Here is a 16300-nt window from a genome sequence, read left to right on the forward strand (position 1 = left end):
TCACTCCCCACATGCAGCCGACTCTACTTTCATTGTTTGTCCGTAAACAAAGCCACCGACTTCCCTTTTTCGTTCAAAAAATTTATGAAAACGTTCGTTTGCATATCCTTCTTCTTTGTATTGCTCAATAATACGTGCAATCGTGGCAACAATGTCATCAGGGTGAATTCCTTCAGCAACAAGCTGACCCGGATGAGCGTTTCTTCCCACTGTTTTTCCTCCTAAAAATAAATCAAATGCCCCTTTTCGATAAACGACGCCAATATCTTCATTTACTGCACCGTAACACGCCATACCGCACCCATTAAATCCGAGACGTAACTCTTTCGGCAAAGACGTCCCACCAAATTGCTTGTACAACTGTTCAGCATAAGGAATAGCATCTTTTTTCTCCCCGTCGCAAAAATCGCACGCTTTCATCACAAGCACATCTCCCACTGGCGCAACCGTTAATCCTGCTGCTAAAAAAGATGCAATGACTTCATCCGGCCTCTCTGTTTCCATTGTCACCTTCAAATAATGATCAGGAGTATACACAATCGTCCCTCGTTCCCCAACGATGCGTGCAATGTTCGTCATTTGTTGTGGTGTCAACGTTTTGTTTGCCACTCCCGGACTAACCGCTACTTCTAACCGTTCCATCTTTTTTGGAGACGTCACTTTTTCATATGCTTCTTCCGCTAATGTGCGCACGTTCGCGAGCGCCCACGGTTCCGCTTCTGGTCGTAACCGTTCATGCGGCTTTAACGGTTGGACAGCACTTGATAGCGTATATTTTCGCTCGTAACCGCGCGGGGTAATCATCAAACCATCATGAACGAATGTAGAAGAGTTTCCGATAATAACAGTCGTTAGCATACCAATCTCATGTTGTAACATATCTCCTAAATTTGTAATGACGACATGTTGCCGCTCGCGATACGCGCTTTTAACAAGTCCAACTGGCGTATTTGGCGAGCGATACGTTAATAAAATGCGCTGCGCCTCAACGATTTGTTGCGTACGGCGGCCACTTTTTGGATTGTATAGCGCAATGACAAAATCCGCTGCGGCAGCCGCTTCAATTCTTTTCGCAATCATATGCCACGGAGTTAAATGGTCGCTTAAGCTAATCGTACATGCATCGTGCATAATCGGCGCCCCTAACAAAGCAGCGCAAGAATGAATCGCTGAAATACCTGGAATAATTTCCACCCCTACTCCTGTTTCTTTTTTCCATCCTTTTTCAATTAACACTTCATAAACGAGTCCCGCCATCCCATAAAGTCCAGCATCTCCGCTTGAAATGACAGCTACCTTTTTGCCGCGCTCCGCTTGCTTGATCGCCTCTTGGGCTCTTCCTACTTCTTCCGTCATTCCGGTACAAATGACTTCTTTTCCATGAATGAGATCCTTCACTAAATCAACATACGTTTTATAGCCGACGATGACATCGCTTTCCGCTATCGCCTCACGTGCCCGTTTCGTCATATGATCCACACTTCCCGGTCCAAAGCCAACAACAAACAGTTTTCCTGCCATACATTTTCACCCCTTTTTCCATCGTTCAATCCATTGCGCGAATTGTTGTTCAGTATACGTTTTCTTCTCATACTCCCATATGCGTAAAAGAAGCGGTAATGGGAAATGAAGTTCACGAAATATATTCGTTTGCGTAAATACAAAGGCGGGTGTTCCGTGCAAAACGATGCGCCCGTCATGCATGACAAACACTTCGTCCGCCCACTGCCAAACAAAATCGAGATCATGTGTAATAACGACAAGCGTCGTACCTGCTTCGTGCAACTCATTTAATTTACTGATTAAGCGCTCGCTTTGCAAACCGTCTAAATAAGCAGAAGGCTCATCGACAATAAGTAAGCGAGGTTGCGGAGCCATAGCTACCGCAAGCGATAACCATTTTTTTTGTCCAAGACTTAAGTGGTGAATCGGTATATCTCTCCATCGATGAAGTGAAAACTGCTCCATCACTTCATCCATCCGCTCACGATTTGATTCCAAACTAATCGCCAGTTCTTCTTCAATGGTCGGAGCTAAAAATTGGTGTTCTGGGTTTTGAAAAACGACGCCGACATGTTGTCGTAACTCGCGCCTTAACCGCCGATCTTCTACCTTTTTTCCTTCCCAATACACGTCTCCTCTCGTCGGACGGTAAATGCCGTTTGCATGAAGGAGCCATGTCGTTTTTCCACAACCATTTTTCCCAATTAACGCATATTTTTTCCCACGCTCAATCGTAAGCGATACACCTTTTAGCACATATGCGCCGTTTTGGTACGTATAATGAACATCATGAAACGTTAACATATAAGCCCTCCATCATAAGTAAAACAACGAGCCACACACATGTTTCGATCACATATTTTCGCGGCAATTGTTCGTCCGCACAGATCGGAAAAACAAATGATACGTTCCTCGCCTCTTGTGCAATGATCGTTGCTTCATATTCGCGCATCGTTTGGCGAAACAGTTGTGCAACAGCAAGTGAAGCGAGGTGCCAGCTTCGTTCACCATTTTTTGTTCGCACCGTCATAAACAAATGCATCGCTGCTTTTTCTAACACGAAAATGAAGCGATACGTCAACAACAATAGCTCAATAAATGCTTTAGGAACGTGCCATTTACTTAATGCATGAGCAATACGAAAAAATGGCGTTGTGATCGCGAGAAAAAAGAGAGTAAACGAACTTGCCAATGCTCGCAAGCAAATCGTCGCCGCTTGCGCCATATTTTCACTGACAAAATGAATCGTACGATCAACTGTAAAAAGAAGGGGAACACAGCTTCCGATAATGATGAGCCCCATGATGATAAAAAAGCGAACACAAACACGCCAAGGTAAGCGCGCATGATAAAGAAGCCAGACGAATAGCCAAACGATAATAATACAGCGAACGACATTCGTTCCACATAATGCCCATATGAGCAACATACACGTAAGCGTCAATTTAAATGTGACATTTAATTTAGCAAGCTTGTTTCGATAAGCCCATTCATCAAGCCAACTAACCATTTCGCTTTCGCCCTTTATACAGTCCGATAATATATCCAATCACTCCAGCACCAAGCGCTGCTTGTACCGAAAACAGCAACGTCTCTACCTCACCGCCCGGCGGCTCAAATAAAACATCAAACCACGGTTCATATTGTGGAGAGATTTGTTGAATCATTTTTTCCGCAAGCGTATCAGCCCCAGCAAACTCCGTATTTTTCACAATAAATAGCGGCAACACGATCAACAATGCGGCAATGAACAACAATAGACGATTCATTTAAAAAACACTCCCCTCTCCTCTAACAAATCTAACTCTCGCTTCGAGTACGTATGCAAAAAGTTCCATACGACGACGGTAAGAAGTCCTTCCGTAATCGCAAGTGGTAATTGTGTCACCGCAAAAATGGAAGCGAATTTCAAAAATGCGCCCCATACGCCGCTCGTTACATCTGGAAATGCTAGAGCGAGTTGAAACGACGTCATAACGTATGTCGCCAAATTAGCCATCATCGCCGCTAAAAAGACAGACATACGCAACGATATTCCACACTTTTTACATAGAACGAACAAGCCGTACGCAACAAACGGGCCAACAACCGCCATCGAAAATGCATTCGCCCCAAGCGTCGTCAAGCCACCATGCGCAAGCAAAAGCGCTTGAAACAATAATACTGCTGTACCAATGACCGTCATCATAAACGGGCCAAATAAAAGCGCCCCAAATCCTGTCCCTGTCGGATGCGAGCTACTTCCCGTCACCGATGGAATTTTTAATGCTGAGAGAACAAATGTAAACGCCGTCGCAAGCGCAAGAAGTAGTTTCGCCTCTGGCTTTTGTTTCATGAGGCGCGTCATTGTACGCAAACCAATAAAGAAAAACGGTAAAAATAGCAACCACCAAACGAGAGCCCATTGCCAAGGTAAAAACCCTTCCATAATGTGCATCGCATATACAGAAGGCGAGAGTGCAAATAAAATATAGACAGTAAGGCACACGCTAACGAACAAAAACAACGATTTCTTCACTTCTCCTTCCCCCTTGTCGCCACGCTATATTCAGGCATAACAAAACCTTCATCATATGTGTACGTCACATATTCATGCAATACTTCACCATCACGTACATGTTTTCGGACAATGTCCCGCGCAACTTGTTCATCGATCGTACGATACCAAACACCTTCTGGATACACGATGACCACACATGCATCTTCACAGCGACCGTTGCACCTCGTCCGCGTCGTATGCACGTAAGCATGTAGTTGAAGTTGATCAATTTCATCACGAATGGCTTGCGTCACCTCTTCTCCCCGTTTTCGCATGCAGCTTGCTCCATTGCAAATAAGTACATGATGTTTCGTTCCTTGCAAATTCCACGTTGCCATATATCGTCGCTCCTTTTTTTCAAAATAAAAAGCACCTCTAGGCAGAGGTGCAGAAAAAACGAAAGATTCAAAAAATAGAGCATACGCCACTAAGCATATATAACGTCCATCGTTCCCGCACGTCTCCCTATATTCCCGTAGGCAGCCGACGTATCGCAAGCAGGCAGGTCTCCTGGCTTAGGTTCATCATTTCGCTGCGCCTTCCCAAAAAATCAGTGGCACGTTGCAGCGAAACTCCCCATCACAGTGGCGGGTACCGCGACGGCTTTGCACCGTTCTTCCCTTTTAAGCATACAAACGTATGCACCGTACTTGCTCATCATATATACGTTTTCAAAGAACATGGTGTTAATCATATGATACACCATTTTTTTCTTCTTGCCTATCCTGTTTACAAAAAAGAGCCTCCCTATCGAGGAGGCGCTTTGTAGTAATCGCACGAAAATCGTTTCACGATCGTATGTGGAATAATGATTCGCTTAATCGGCTCATTTGGGTTTTCGATTTGTTGAATTAAATTTCTTGCTGCTTCAAAGCCAAGTTGGAAAATGTTAATGTCTACCGATGTAAGCGGTGGACGAGAAATTTCCGATAAAAGTACGTTGTTAAAACTGACGATCGATACATCTCCCGGCACGCTTAATCCCATTTCAGCAAGCGTATTTAATACCCCAAGAGCCATTAAATCGTCGGCGACAACGAGCGCAGTTGGCGGTTCAGCAAGTGAAAGCAACTCTTTCATCGCCTCTTGTCCGCCTTCTTTTAAAAATTCTTCATGCACAATGTAATCTTTACGATATACAAGACCTGCAGATTTTAACGCTTTTTCATAACCGCGCAAACGATCCATCGTTACAATGAGATTGACGTTTCCACCGACAAACGCGATGCGCTCATGACCGAGTTCAATTAAATATTCTGTCGCCTCACGCGCCGCCCGAACGTTATCGTTATCAACGTGCGTAATCTCCTCTGCTTTTTTATGCGGTTTTCCAATGACAACAAACGGCACATCTTCTTTCTGTAAATACGCCATAATTTTATCGTTCGCACGCGAATACAGCAAAATGACACCATCGACGCGCTTTCCTTGCACCATATGCACGACCCCGTCGTAAATTTCCGCTTCCGTTTCCCCTGTCGATAACTGCAACGCATATTGCCGATCATGCACCGCTTTACTAATGCCGCGAATAACTTCTGGGAAAAACGGGTTTTGAAACGCTTTATCAGCTGAGCTCGGCATGACGAGCCCGATCACTTGCGTCGACTTATTCGCCAAACTGCGCGCGATGAAATTCGGATGATAGCCAAGCTCTTTCATTGCCTCGCGCACTTTTTTCTTCGTTTTTTCGCTAATGCGCGGGCTATCTGCGATGACGCGGGAAACGGTCGATGGCGCCACATTCGCTCGCTTCGCTACATCTTTAATCGTTACTGTCATAAAAATCCCCCATCTCTTACAAAACAATTGACGCTTCCTCTATCGCCCGTTGTTCACCGTTGACAACGACCGTTGACGGTACGTCTCCAACGAACACGACACGCAACTGCCAAGTTGGTTCGTACGCCCCTTCTGTTTCTACTTCGAAATAAACGGTATCATCCAAAAACGTCGCACGAATATGCATGTGTACATACTCTCCTTTTTCATATGCAAACGTCGTACCGTCATCATCATAAAGCGTATATGTCGATGTCCCTTCCTTCATTGTATACACATATAATGTCAACTGTTCATCCTTAATGAACGTCGATAGCTTCGCTTTAGCGTGAGCGATCATCGCCCCTTCTTTCACATATATCGGCAAACGATCAAGCGGTGCTTCGACAATATACCGCTGACCACCTTCAAACTTTTCTTTCGTCCAATAATCAACCCAACGTCCTTCTGGGAAGTACACGATACGATGCGCTGTATACGGACGCATCACCGGAGCGACCATTACTTCATTTCCAACCATAAATTGATCTGAGATGTTCCACGTTTCGCGATCGTTCGGATATTCCATCATCAGCGGGCGCATCATTGGCACACCTGTTTGATGCGCTTCAAAGCATAACGAATATAAGTGAGGCAACCATTCGTATCGCAATTCAATATATCGTTTTATGATTTGTTCATATGTTTCCCCAAACGCCCACGGTTCTTGCCGTGCAAAACCGATCGCACAATGATTGCGGAAATATGGGAAAAATGCCCCAACTTGCGTCCATCGAACGAGCAGTTCTCCATTCGCATCATGGGCAAATCCGCCGACATCTGCCCCGCAAAACGCCACTGCGGATAACCCTAAATTTAAGCACATCGGTATCGACAGTTCAAGATGCTCCCAAAAGCTACGATTATCGCCTGTCCATACCGCTGCGTAGCGATGAATACCGGCAAATCCTGCACGCGTCAACACGAACGGACGTTTTCCTTTCAGTTGCTTTTTCAATCCGTGGTACGTCGCCTCTGTCATCATCATCCCGTATACGTTATGCACTTGACGATGTGTTTTCCATCCGTCATGAACAACTTGTTCATCCATCGTTTTTGTCTCGTTAAATACGGACGGCTCATTCATATCGTTCCAAATGCCTTCAATGCCAATGTCCGTATAAAACGTATGTTGTTCGCCCCACCATTTGCGCACTTTTTTCTTTAAAAAATCTGGAAACACGCTCGTCCCCGGCCAAACGTCTCCTTTATATAGCGTTCCGTCAGCATATTTACAAAAATAATCTTTTTGCACTCCATCACGATACGTATCATACTCCGCATCGACTTTCACGCCCGGATCAACAATGGGAACGATATGAACTCCTTGTTCTTTTGCATATTGAACGAGCGATTGCGGATGTGGAAACCGTTTTTGATCAAACGTAAAAACACGATATTCATCCATATAATGAATGTCCAAATATACTGCATCAAGCGGAATGTGTTTCGCCCGAAACGTATCGATGAGTTCACGCACTTCCTGTTCGGTTTCGTAACTATAACGCGACTGATGATACCCAAGCGCCCATTTTGGCGGCAAAGGCATCCGCCCAACAAGATGCGTATATTGCGCTAACACATCTTTCGGATGCGGCCCAGCAAACACATAATAATCAAGCGCCCCACCATCAGACGTAAACGTATAAAACGATTCATGGCGTAAATCAAACGTCGTTTTATACGTATGATCGAAAAAGATGCCGTGCGCATGTCCATTTTTTAACACCATCATATACGGATGCGACTGATATAGCGGATCTGTTTCTAAATTGTGCGGCGCATACACATCCGTATTCCACATCGTCCATACTGCCCCGCGCTTATTTAATACACCCGTTTTCTCCCCTAAACCGTATACGACATCTGTCGGAGCGAGCGCATGTGTACAACGCATGCGCCCTTTCGCTTCAAAACATACAGGTTGTACGTCGCGAACAAGAAGCGTCCCTTCCTGATCGTATATCGCTAAACGAAACGGACTTCGCTCGATGATGACCGTCAGCTGTTTCGTCTGTAGTGTCCAACCGTTTTCTTTTTCTTGAACGTGCACATCCACTTTTTCTGGCGTTGCGATCACCGCTGGGCTGACGGAATCGTACTTCCCATCAAACGGATCGATCGTTACTCGCACGATATCATCACGGTAAAAATGTATTTTACCCGACGCGTTCTCGCATGTGAATGAACAAATTTGCTTTTTTTCTTCAATTTTTTGCACATCCCCAACCGGTTGCCACACTTCTTTTTCGTCCGCCTGATCGACCGGCCGAATCGCAAAACTCGTATCTTCTAGCATCCTCTTCCCCCCATCATCATGATACTTTGCGTTTGCGCGCGAAGTATAAAAACAGACCAAATGCCGTATATACTGCCACAAGCGCCGCAATAAATGGTATGTTTAATCCCGTTTTTGGCGCAAGCACGTAAATTTCCGCCGTTTCGCGATCTAAAATGATGTCGTACTTGCCGTCTTTGCTGCGCACTAAATCTCCCGCCAGCAACCCGCGCAATTCTTTTCCTTGTTCTAGCTCATCGTCGAGCGTCACTTTTTGCGTTTTTGACGTATTATTGATCGCAATTACCGTCGTTTCCTTTCCATACGTCCGCTTAAATAGAGCCATGCCATCTTTTTCATAAAGCAATTCAAAATCACCGCGACGAAGCGACGGAAGTGTCTCGCGCAATTCCCCAAGCTTTGTCACATAATCAATCAACTCTTTATCGGTACGGAAATTCATTAAACGACGGTTATCTGGATCTTCCCCGCCGTCAAGCGCAATTTCTGTTCCATAGTACATGATTGGAATGCCCGGCGCTGCAAACAAATACGTCAATCCGAGCTTTAAACGCGTCACCGGATTGATGCGATTTTGCAACGCTAAACGCGTAAACCGAACGGTATCGTGATTGTCTAAAAACGTTCCGAGCAAATACGGTCGGTCATAAAACGCCACGTTTCGCTTCCATACGTTGTAAAGCGGCTCAAGCGATTGATCGACGTTTGAAAAAATGGTTGACGCTTCTTTGTAAAACGGAAAATCAATTAGCGCATCGATGCCGTGCTTCCCATATTCCGCGACATAACGTGGGTCGTCATGCCATACTTCTCCAAGAAGGAAAAAGTCTTGTTTCACCGACTTCACTTCTTTTGAAAACTCGTCCCAAAACCATTTCGGCACATGTTTGACCGTATCTAAACGATAGCCATCAATATCCGTTTCTTGAATCCACCATTTTGCAACATCAAATAAGTACGCTTTCACTTCTGGATTTTCTTGCGCTAAATCAGGGAGACCAAATAGCCAGCCATTTTCGACTTCTTGCTGGTTCGCCCAATTGAAAATGTCTTTTTTCTCATGAAACCAATCTTTTTTCGCTGGATCGTTTAGCCACGGGTGATTGTAACCCGTATGGTTCACTACAAAATCTAAAATAACTTTCATATCGCGTTTATGCGCTTCTTTTACAAGTCGTTTAAAATCATCGAGCGTGCCAAAATGCTCTTCCACTTTGTAAAAATCTTCAATCCAATAACCGTGATACCCGCCTTTTTCATTTGCAAAAATCGGGGTCAACCAAATTGCTGTAAAGCCCATTTGTTTTATGTAGTCGAGCTTGTCAATAATTCCTTGCAAATCACCGCCATGATACGCTTTCGGATCATGTACGTTCACTTCATAGTCATTTTTCGGATTTCCGTTATTAAAACGGTCGACCATAATAAAATAAATGCGTTCATCTTGCCACGTTCGCTCCGTTTCTGCGCTTGTTGGCAACGCAACTGAAAATAAAAACACAAAAACAAGTAGCGCACGACATACATGTTTCATCCTATTCACTCCCCATTCATTCCAAAGCTTCTTATGTTAATATATCTCGAAATAGTAAGAAAGGAAAGAACCTAAGCGATTCTTTCCTTCCGTTTCTCACCCTTTTGTTCCACCTGCCGTTAAGCCAGAGACGAAATACTTTTGGAATGAAAGGAAGAGAATAGCGATCGGCACCGCAATTAAAACGGAACCTGCCGCAAACGTTGTAAATTCACTACCAAATTGTTTTGCGACTAAATCGTACAATCCGACCGCAAGCGTATATTTTTCTTTGCTGCGCAGCAAAACGCTCGCTAAAATGAAGTCACCAAACGGTGCAATAAACGTAAAGAGCGCCACGACCGCAATAATTGGCTTCGCAAGCGGTAAAACGATTTGGAAGAAAATGCGCAAGTGCCCTGCTCCGTCAATTCTCGCCGATTCGTCAAGCTCTTTCGGAATCGTATCTAAATATCCTTTCATCAGCCACGTATTCATCGGAATGGCTCCACCGACGTATACGAGAATTAACCCTAAATGCGTATCAACTAATTCTGTTAAAAGCGCTAAAATGAAAATCGCAATGAGCGCCGCAAAGTTCGGAATCATTTGCAAAATTAAAAACGTCATCAATCCGTTTCGACGCCCGACGAAGCGGTAACGGGAAAACGAATACGCCGTTAAACTTACTAAAATAACGGAAAAAATCATCGTCAACGTCGCAATTTTTAACGAGTTCCAATACCAAATCAAGTAATCGCTTTGCGACGTATCAAACAACTTTTTATAGTGCGCTAGCGTGGCGTTGTCTGGAATCATTTTTGACCCAGATAAGCTTTGTCCCGGATTAAATGACGAGCCAACGACCCAAAGAAGCGGATAGACGATAATGATCGTCATCACCAAAATGACTGCATACGACAACGTAAGCCGAATGAGTTTTTGTCTTTTCATATCCATATTACATCATATCCTCTTCTTTAAATGATTTTGTTCTTCTAAACTGCCATAATGCGACAGATACGACAACGAGCGAAAGCAATAACGTAATCGCTGCTGCTTTCGAATATTGCGCAGACGTCATCGTTAAACGATAAATCCACGAAATTAAAATATCTGTCGCACCTGCATTTTGCCCAGATACCGCAGGGCCACCGCCATTAAATAAGTAAATGATGTTAAAGTTGTTGAAGTTAAACGTATATTGCGTAATTAAAATTGGCGCTGTCGCATACAACACAAGCGGAAGTGTAATTTTCGTAAACTTTTGCCAACTTGAAGCACCATCGACTGTCGCCGCTTCATACAATTCATTCGGAATCGCTTGCAATACCCCTGTTGTCATCGCAAAGACGAACGGGAAGCCGAGCCACGTTTGAATAAGAATCAACGCTACTTTCGTCCAAAATGGATCGGTCATCCATTCAAGCGGCTTGATGCCAAATGCAGCTAAAATCGTTTTATTAATGACCCCGAACGATTCGTTAAACATACCTGAGAAAACGAGAATCGTCACAAACGCTGGAACAGCCCAAGGTAAAATGAAAATCGTCCGAATGATCGCTTTTCCTTTTAAGTCTTTTTGGTTCACGATAATGGCTAGGAAAATACCGAGCGCAATTTGTAACGTTGTTGCACCGAACGTCCAAACGATCGTCCAGGCAAGTACGTTAATAAACGTTTTCCGCCAAAGATCGAGCTTCACTAAGTCAATAAAGTTTTGAAATCCGACCCAATCAACAAGTTTTGCTGGCGGGGAATGATACAAATCATAGTTTGTAAACGCCAATAACACGACGAAAATAATCGGGAAAATAACGACGAACACAAGTAAAATAAAACCTGGTGAAATCATTAAATATGGAAAGCCGTTGTCTACAAGCGCACGATATTGCTCGCGCAACGAGCTAATTTTCAACCCTAAATCGCGTTTTTGCCCATTTTTATAGGCGTCGCGCAAATTAAACGTATAAAACCCAAGACCAAACACCGAAATAATAACCGCTAAAATTCCTTCAACGAGCAAGAAAATGGAATGGTCACGTCCGACGACTTCACCGAGCGTAAAGATTCCCCACCATCCCATATTTAATAAATCTTTAAAAACGATCAAAAACGAAGCAGCTAAAATAAAAAATGAGATACCTTTCACGTATTGACGATTATATAGTTGTCCAAATCCCGGAATAAGTGATAAACCGAGGGCAATTTTCCGATGGTTCGATTGATACATTGGTGTTTCCATTGATTTTGTCTCCTTTCTAAACAATGGCGAGGAGCGCACTTGAATGTGAATAACTAAACAAATAAAAGAAAGTTGAAGCAGTACCTCTACAAGAGAGGTACCGCTCACTTCTTACTTGCTTGGATGGTTTGTTTCAATGTTCGTTTTAATTGTTTTTACAGCTTCGTCAAGCGCTTGTTTTGGCTCCGCTTTTTGGTTTGCCACAAGTTGAAGTGCTGTCGCCATTGGTCCCCATACTTCTGCCATTTCAGGAATGTTTGGCATTGGAATCGCGTATTGAGATTGGATCGCAACCGCTTTTGCCCCTTCATCTTCTGCGATTAATGGATCGTTAATGAGCGACTTCACAGGCGGAATTTCACGCGTTAACTCGAAACGTTTTTTCGCATTTTCTTCGTTTGTAATAAACTCAATAAGTTTTGTTGCCCATTCAGGATGTTTAGAGAACGCAGATACGTGCCATCCTTTTACACCCATAAATGTTTTCACAGGCTCACCGTTTGGTAATTTCGGCATTGGTGCGACACCGATATCGATGCCTGCATCACGCATACCTTGGAACGCCCACGGACCGTTCATGACAGATGCTGCTTTTCCTTCGTTGAATAAGCCGTCCATCGCTGAACCGCCGTTTTCACCGATAATACCTTTCGGGAACAATTCTTTATACCATTTTTGAATATATTCTGTTCCTTTGACTGCTCCTTCATTATTTAAGCCGATGTCGTTGCGATCTAACGCACCGTTATTGTTTTTAAATACGTAACCGCCCATACCAGCGATCACACCGTGTGCAAAATAGAAGTTATCCCAAAGCGCTAAGAAACCGTATTTATCACCTTTCGTAAACTCTTTTGCGAACTGATACAATTCATCCATTGTTTCTGGCGCTTTGTCCATTAACTTTTTATTGTAAATGAATACAGGAGTTTCTACCGCTTTTGGAAGTCCGTACAATTTTCCATCATACATTTGCGCTGCGATCGAAGATTCTGTGAACGTATCTAATACCGATTGATCGACTTGAATTTCGCGAATAAGCCCTTCTGTAACGAGCTGACCGATTTGGTCATGTGGAACAGTAATGACGTCAGGACCTGTGCCAGCCGGACCGTCTAAACGCAATTGATCGCGTTGTTTTGTTGCCATTTCCACTTCTTTGTACTCGACTTTAATACCATACTTTTCTTCGAACGCTTTAATCGCTGGCTCTAACGCCACACCGCGCTTCACGTCTTCCCAAACGACAAGTTTTTCCGGTTTTGGCGGCATGCCATCTTCTGATACTTCTGTTTTTCCTTCATTTTCGTTTTCTTTCGGCTTTGCCTCATCTTGTGGACCACAACCTGCCATCACACCTGCAAGTAATGCAAGCGATGAAAAAATGGATACCGTCTTTTTCATTTCGACCCCTCCTGTGTTTTAAGCAATACGTACAAACGCTTTCATTTTTGCGAAAACGATTGCACAATCTTTATCTTCATTATACAATCATTTTCCGTTTTGACAACTATTTTTTTCATCTTTTTTTGAATGAATGTTGACTTTTTAGTTCCGTTCATTTTACGCTTGACATAAGCATTGTATCCGCTTCCTTCATTCAAAACAGAGAGAGCGTCTAAACATGTGATAAAAAGCGCAATCGATTGCGCTTACAGTTGAAAGGAGTGTTTGAAACATGTTAAAAGAAGCGATTTACCACCGTCCAAAAGATGCGTTTGCTTATGCATACGACGAGCGAACGCTACATATTCGTCTGCGAACAAAAAAAGATGATGTCGATGCGGTATACTTGTTATTTGGGGATCCATACGTTTGGAAAGACGACGCATGGCAATTTGACAAACAACCAATGCAAAAAAGCGGTTGTGACGCTTTGTTTGATTATTGGTTTATCGCTGTGCAACCCCCGTATCGCCGCTTGCGCTATGGGTTTGAATTGCACGCAGGAGAAGACATGCTCATCTATACAGAAAAAGGCTTTTATAAAAAAGCCCCGACAGACGATACAGCATACTATTTTTGTTTCCCGTTTTTAAACCGTATCGACGTGTTTAACGCACCGAGCTGGGTGAAAGACACCGTCTGGTATCAAATTTTCCCTGAACGATTCGCCAACGGCAATCCACACTTAAACCCACCAAATACGTTGCCATGGGGAAGCGTCGATCCGACAACAACGAGCTTTTTCGGCGGCGACTTTGAAGGTATCATCGCACAATTAGACTATCTCGTCGAACTCGGCATTAACGGCATTTATTTTACACCTATTTTCAAAGCGCCATCGAACCATAAATACGATACGATTGACTATTTCGAAATCGACCCACAATTTGGCGACAAACAAACATTTAAGCGGCTTGTTGAAGCATGCCATGCAAAAGGCATTCGTGTCATGCTTGATGCTGTGTTTAACCATAGCGGCTATTATTTCGCCCCGTTTCAAGACGTATTAAAAAACGGCGCGAAATCACGCTATAAAGATTGGTTCCACATTCGTGAATTCCCGCTTCAAACGGAACCGATTCCAAATTATGATACGTTTGCGTTTGTGCCAGAGATGCCGAAATTAAACACAGAACATCCGGAAGTGAAACAATATTTATTAGACGTCGCGACATATTGGATTCGCGAGTTTGACATCGACGGCTGGCGCTTAGACGTTGCGAACGAAGTCGATCACCAATTTTGGCGCGAGTTTCGTCAAGCGGTAAAAGCGATCAAACCGGACGTTTATATTCTCGGTGAAATTTGGCACGATGCAATGCCGTGGCTTCGCGGTGATCAATTTGATGCGGTTATGAACTATCCGTTCACAAACGGGGCGCTCAACTACTTTGCGAAAGAAAACGTAAAAGCAAACGAATTTGCCTATACGATCATGAACGTATGGCATAACTATCCGCAAAACGTAAACGAAGTGGCGTTTAACTTGCTCGGCAGCCACGATACACCACGCATTTTAACGCAATGCGGTGAACGAAAAGAAAAAGTGAAACTCATGTTTACGTTCCAACTTTCTTTCAGTGGATCACCATGCATTTATTATGGGGATGAAATCGGTTTAACAGGTGGGCAAGACCCGCTTTGCCGCAAATGTATGGTATGGGAAAAAGAAAAGCAAGATCGCGATATATTCACGCATGTACAAAAGCTCATTGCGTTGCGCAAACAATATCGCGCCTTGCGTTTTGGGGAATTTCATATGTTAGAAGCAAACGATAAAACAAATCATATCGCTTACGTGAAAACGTACGACGATGAAACGATCGTTTGCTTGTTAAACAATGCAGATACATCGCTTACATGGACCGTTCCATTTTCACTAAAAGACAAAACGGTCATCAACCTTTGGACAAACGAATGCATAACTGAACAAATAATGAATATTGAGCCGTACGGCTTTCGCATGCTGCTTGTACAGCCTACGTCCGCTGTATAAAACGGCGATATTCGCTTGGCGTCATGCCTTCCATTTTTTTAAATACGCGCGAAAAATATGCGCCATCTTCAAATCCGACTTGTTTTGCAATCGCCGCGACCGTCTCGTTGGTTGCGGCTAGTTTTTTCTTTGCTACTTTCAATCGATAATCGTTTACATATTGCAACGCGCTCATTCCAATCGTTTTTTGCATACAGCGCGAAATATAGTCTGGATGAAGGCGAAGCGCATGAGAAAGATGCTCCATTTCAAACGGCTCTCCGTAATGACGATGAATATATTCCATCGCCTCTCTACACACATGTTCAGCCGCTGATGGAATATGAAGCGTTTGTTTTTGCAGTTGAACGATCCACTGTGCGAATAACAACTGTTGCGACAGTGAATGATCAGGTGTTTGCTGTTCATGCACGATATGTTGAAGCATCGTTTCCATTCCTGTTTGGTTCAACTTCCCATATTGCGGAATGAATAAACGATATTGCGCATAATCGACATATGTAGCCTCTCTCTCAATAATATCGCTCCATCCGTACGGCTGTTTTTCAACACGCTCGTATTGTGGGGCAGAAAAATGAAGCCAAATAAAATATGTATCTTCATCGCAAGGCTCATGGCCGTAATGTTCAAAGCCCGGACATAAAATGACGTATTCCCCCTCACGAACAGCAAACGTTTCTTGTTGTTCTGTCATATATAACGTCCCTTTTTGTACATACAGTAAATCAAATACGGAAAATGTACGCCGAAAATGTTTCATTCCTTTTTGAAAAACCGCCTCCCCTCCTTTAATAAAAACAGGAAACGGTGGTACGGAAAACGATATATACATACAATCTCCCCTTTAAGTCGGAAATGTACAAAAGTCATCGCCTTTTTCTCTTTTCACTATTATATACAATCCATTAAACTAAAAACAGTTTGCAAGTCGGAAATCG

Annotated in this window: 14 protein-coding genes and 1 riboswitch; of the genes, 1 reads left to right on the forward strand and 13 read right to left on the reverse strand. The window is 43.6% G+C overall.

Features of this window, described 5'->3' with window-relative positions:
• The 12 genes from cobJ to ES017_RS02770 form a co-directional block, all read right to left on the reverse strand.
• Nucleotides 1-1521 (reverse strand): precorrin-3B C(17)-methyltransferase, encoded by a 1521-nt coding sequence (gene cobJ / locus ES017_RS02715; protein ID WP_171334722.1) that lies wholly within the window; start codon nt 1519-1521, stop codon nt 1-3.
• A gap of 6 nt (nt 1522-1527) precedes the next feature.
• Nucleotides 1528-2307, reverse strand: a complete 780-nt coding sequence (locus tag ES017_RS02720) for an energy-coupling factor ABC transporter ATP-binding protein (RefSeq protein WP_163150543.1) — start codon at nt 2305-2307, stop codon at nt 1528-1530.
• Nucleotides 2291-3013 (reverse strand): CbiQ family ECF transporter T component, encoded by a 723-nt coding sequence (locus tag ES017_RS02725; RefSeq protein WP_171334723.1) that lies wholly within the window; start codon nt 3011-3013, stop codon nt 2291-2293. The genes ES017_RS02720 and ES017_RS02725 overlap by 17 nt, the downstream gene beginning before the upstream one ends.
• Nucleotides 3006-3272, reverse strand: coding sequence for an energy-coupling factor ABC transporter substrate-binding protein (locus ES017_RS02730; protein WP_171334724.1), 267 nt, complete (start codon nt 3270-3272; stop codon nt 3006-3008). The genes ES017_RS02725 and ES017_RS02730 overlap by 8 nt, the downstream gene beginning before the upstream one ends.
• On the reverse strand, nt 3269-4021 hold the full coding sequence (locus ES017_RS02735; RefSeq protein ID WP_171334725.1) for an energy-coupling factor ABC transporter permease: 753 nt from the start codon (nt 4019-4021) through the stop codon (nt 3269-3271). Before ES017_RS02735 ends, ES017_RS02730 begins: the two co-directional genes overlap by 4 nt.
• On the reverse strand, nt 4018-4380 hold the full coding sequence (locus ES017_RS02740) for a (2Fe-2S) ferredoxin domain-containing protein (protein ID WP_171334726.1): 363 nt from the start codon (nt 4378-4380) through the stop codon (nt 4018-4020). Before ES017_RS02740 ends, ES017_RS02735 begins: the two co-directional genes overlap by 4 nt.
• A 145-nt stretch (nt 4381-4525) precedes the next feature.
• Nucleotides 4526-4707: riboswitch (cobalamin riboswitch) on the reverse strand.
• 82 nt (nt 4708-4789) lie between these two features.
• Nucleotides 4790-5824, reverse strand: a complete 1035-nt coding sequence (locus ES017_RS02745) for a LacI family DNA-binding transcriptional regulator (protein WP_171334727.1) — start codon at nt 5822-5824, stop codon at nt 4790-4792.
• A 16-nt stretch (nt 5825-5840) separates the two neighbouring features.
• A complete protein-coding gene (locus ES017_RS02750; RefSeq protein ID WP_171334728.1) occupies nt 5841-8162 on the reverse strand; it encodes a glycoside hydrolase family 31 protein in 2322 nt (773 codons plus the stop codon).
• A gap of 16 nt (nt 8163-8178) precedes the next feature.
• Nucleotides 8179-9696 carry an alpha-amylase family glycosyl hydrolase gene (locus tag ES017_RS02755; RefSeq protein WP_171334729.1) on the reverse strand — a complete coding sequence of 506 codons (1518 nt, stop codon included), beginning with the start codon at nt 9694-9696 and terminating at the stop codon, nt 8179-8181.
• Nucleotides 9697-9792: 96 nt separating this feature from the next.
• Entirely contained in the window at nt 9793-10635 is an 843-nt protein-coding gene (locus ES017_RS02760) for a sugar ABC transporter permease (protein ID WP_171334730.1), read from the reverse strand.
• 1 nt (nt 10636) lies between these two features.
• Nucleotides 10637-11920: a carbohydrate ABC transporter permease gene (locus tag ES017_RS02765; RefSeq protein WP_042894238.1), complete on the reverse strand. Its 1284-nt coding sequence runs from the start codon at nt 11918-11920 to the stop codon at nt 10637-10639.
• A gap of 111 nt (nt 11921-12031) precedes the next feature.
• Nucleotides 12032-13324 carry an extracellular solute-binding protein gene (locus ES017_RS02770; RefSeq protein WP_171334731.1) on the reverse strand — a complete coding sequence of 431 codons (1293 nt, stop codon included), beginning with the start codon at nt 13322-13324 and terminating at the stop codon, nt 12032-12034.
• A gap of 274 nt (nt 13325-13598) precedes the next feature.
• On the opposite strand from ES017_RS02770, the gene ES017_RS02775 reads away from it, so the two are divergent.
• A complete protein-coding gene (locus ES017_RS02775) occupies nt 13599-15362 on the forward strand; it encodes an alpha-glycosidase (RefSeq protein WP_171334732.1) in 1764 nt (587 codons plus the stop codon).
• Here the strand turns inward: ES017_RS02775 and ES017_RS02780 are convergent.
• A complete protein-coding gene (locus ES017_RS02780; protein ID WP_171334733.1) occupies nt 15346-16194 on the reverse strand; it encodes a helix-turn-helix domain-containing protein in 849 nt (282 codons plus the stop codon). The two genes, ES017_RS02775 and ES017_RS02780, sit on opposite strands and share 17 nt — an antisense overlap.
• Nucleotides 16195-16300: the final 106 nt, after the last annotated feature.

Origin of the sequence: Anoxybacillus sp. EFIL (assembly GCF_013096955.1) — a bacterium.
GTDB classification, from domain to species: domain Bacteria; phylum Bacillota; class Bacilli; order Bacillales; family Anoxybacillaceae; genus Anoxybacillus; species Anoxybacillus ayderensis.

What these genes read in the sequence shown, in the direction of transcription:
- ES017_RS02750 (WP_171334728.1), bottom strand. Translation starts at nt 8,162, where the DNA reads ATGCTAGAAGATACGAGTTTTGCGATTCGGCCGGTCGATCAGGCGGAC.
- ES017_RS02730 (WP_171334724.1), bottom strand. Translation starts at nt 3,272, where the DNA reads ATGAATCGTCTATTGTTGTTCATTGCCGCATTGTTGATCGTGTTGCCG.
- ES017_RS02775 (WP_171334732.1), top strand. Translation starts at nt 13,599, where the DNA reads ATGTTAAAAGAAGCGATTTACCACCGTCCAAAAGATGCGTTTGCTTAT.
- ES017_RS02760 (WP_171334730.1), bottom strand. Translation starts at nt 10,635, where the DNA reads ATGGATATGAAAAGACAAAAACTCATTCGGCTTACGTTGTCGTATGCA.
- ES017_RS02725 (WP_171334723.1), bottom strand. Translation starts at nt 3,013, where the DNA reads ATGGTTAGTTGGCTTGATGAATGGGCTTATCGAAACAAGCTTGCTAAA.
- ES017_RS02745 (WP_171334727.1), bottom strand. Translation starts at nt 5,824, where the DNA reads ATGACAGTAACGATTAAAGATGTAGCGAAGCGAGCGAATGTGGCGCCA.
- cobJ (WP_171334722.1), bottom strand. Translation starts at nt 1,521, where the DNA reads ATGGCAGGAAAACTGTTTGTTGTTGGCTTTGGACCGGGAAGTGTGGAT.
- ES017_RS02755 (WP_171334729.1), bottom strand. Translation starts at nt 9,696, where the DNA reads ATGAAACATGTATGTCGTGCGCTACTTGTTTTTGTGTTTTTATTTTCA.
- ES017_RS02720 (WP_163150543.1), bottom strand. Translation starts at nt 2,307, where the DNA reads ATGTTAACGTTTCATGATGTTCATTATACGTACCAAAACGGCGCATAT.
- ES017_RS02765 (WP_042894238.1), bottom strand. Translation starts at nt 11,920, where the DNA reads ATGGAAACACCAATGTATCAATCGAACCATCGGAAAATTGCCCTCGGT.
- ES017_RS02780 (WP_171334733.1), bottom strand. Translation starts at nt 16,194, where the DNA reads ATGTATATATCGTTTTCCGTACCACCGTTTCCTGTTTTTATTAAAGGA.
- ES017_RS02770 (WP_171334731.1), bottom strand. Translation starts at nt 13,324, where the DNA reads ATGAAAAAGACGGTATCCATTTTTTCATCGCTTGCATTACTTGCAGGT.
- ES017_RS02740 (WP_171334726.1), bottom strand. Translation starts at nt 4,380, where the DNA reads ATGGCAACGTGGAATTTGCAAGGAACGAAACATCATGTACTTATTTGC.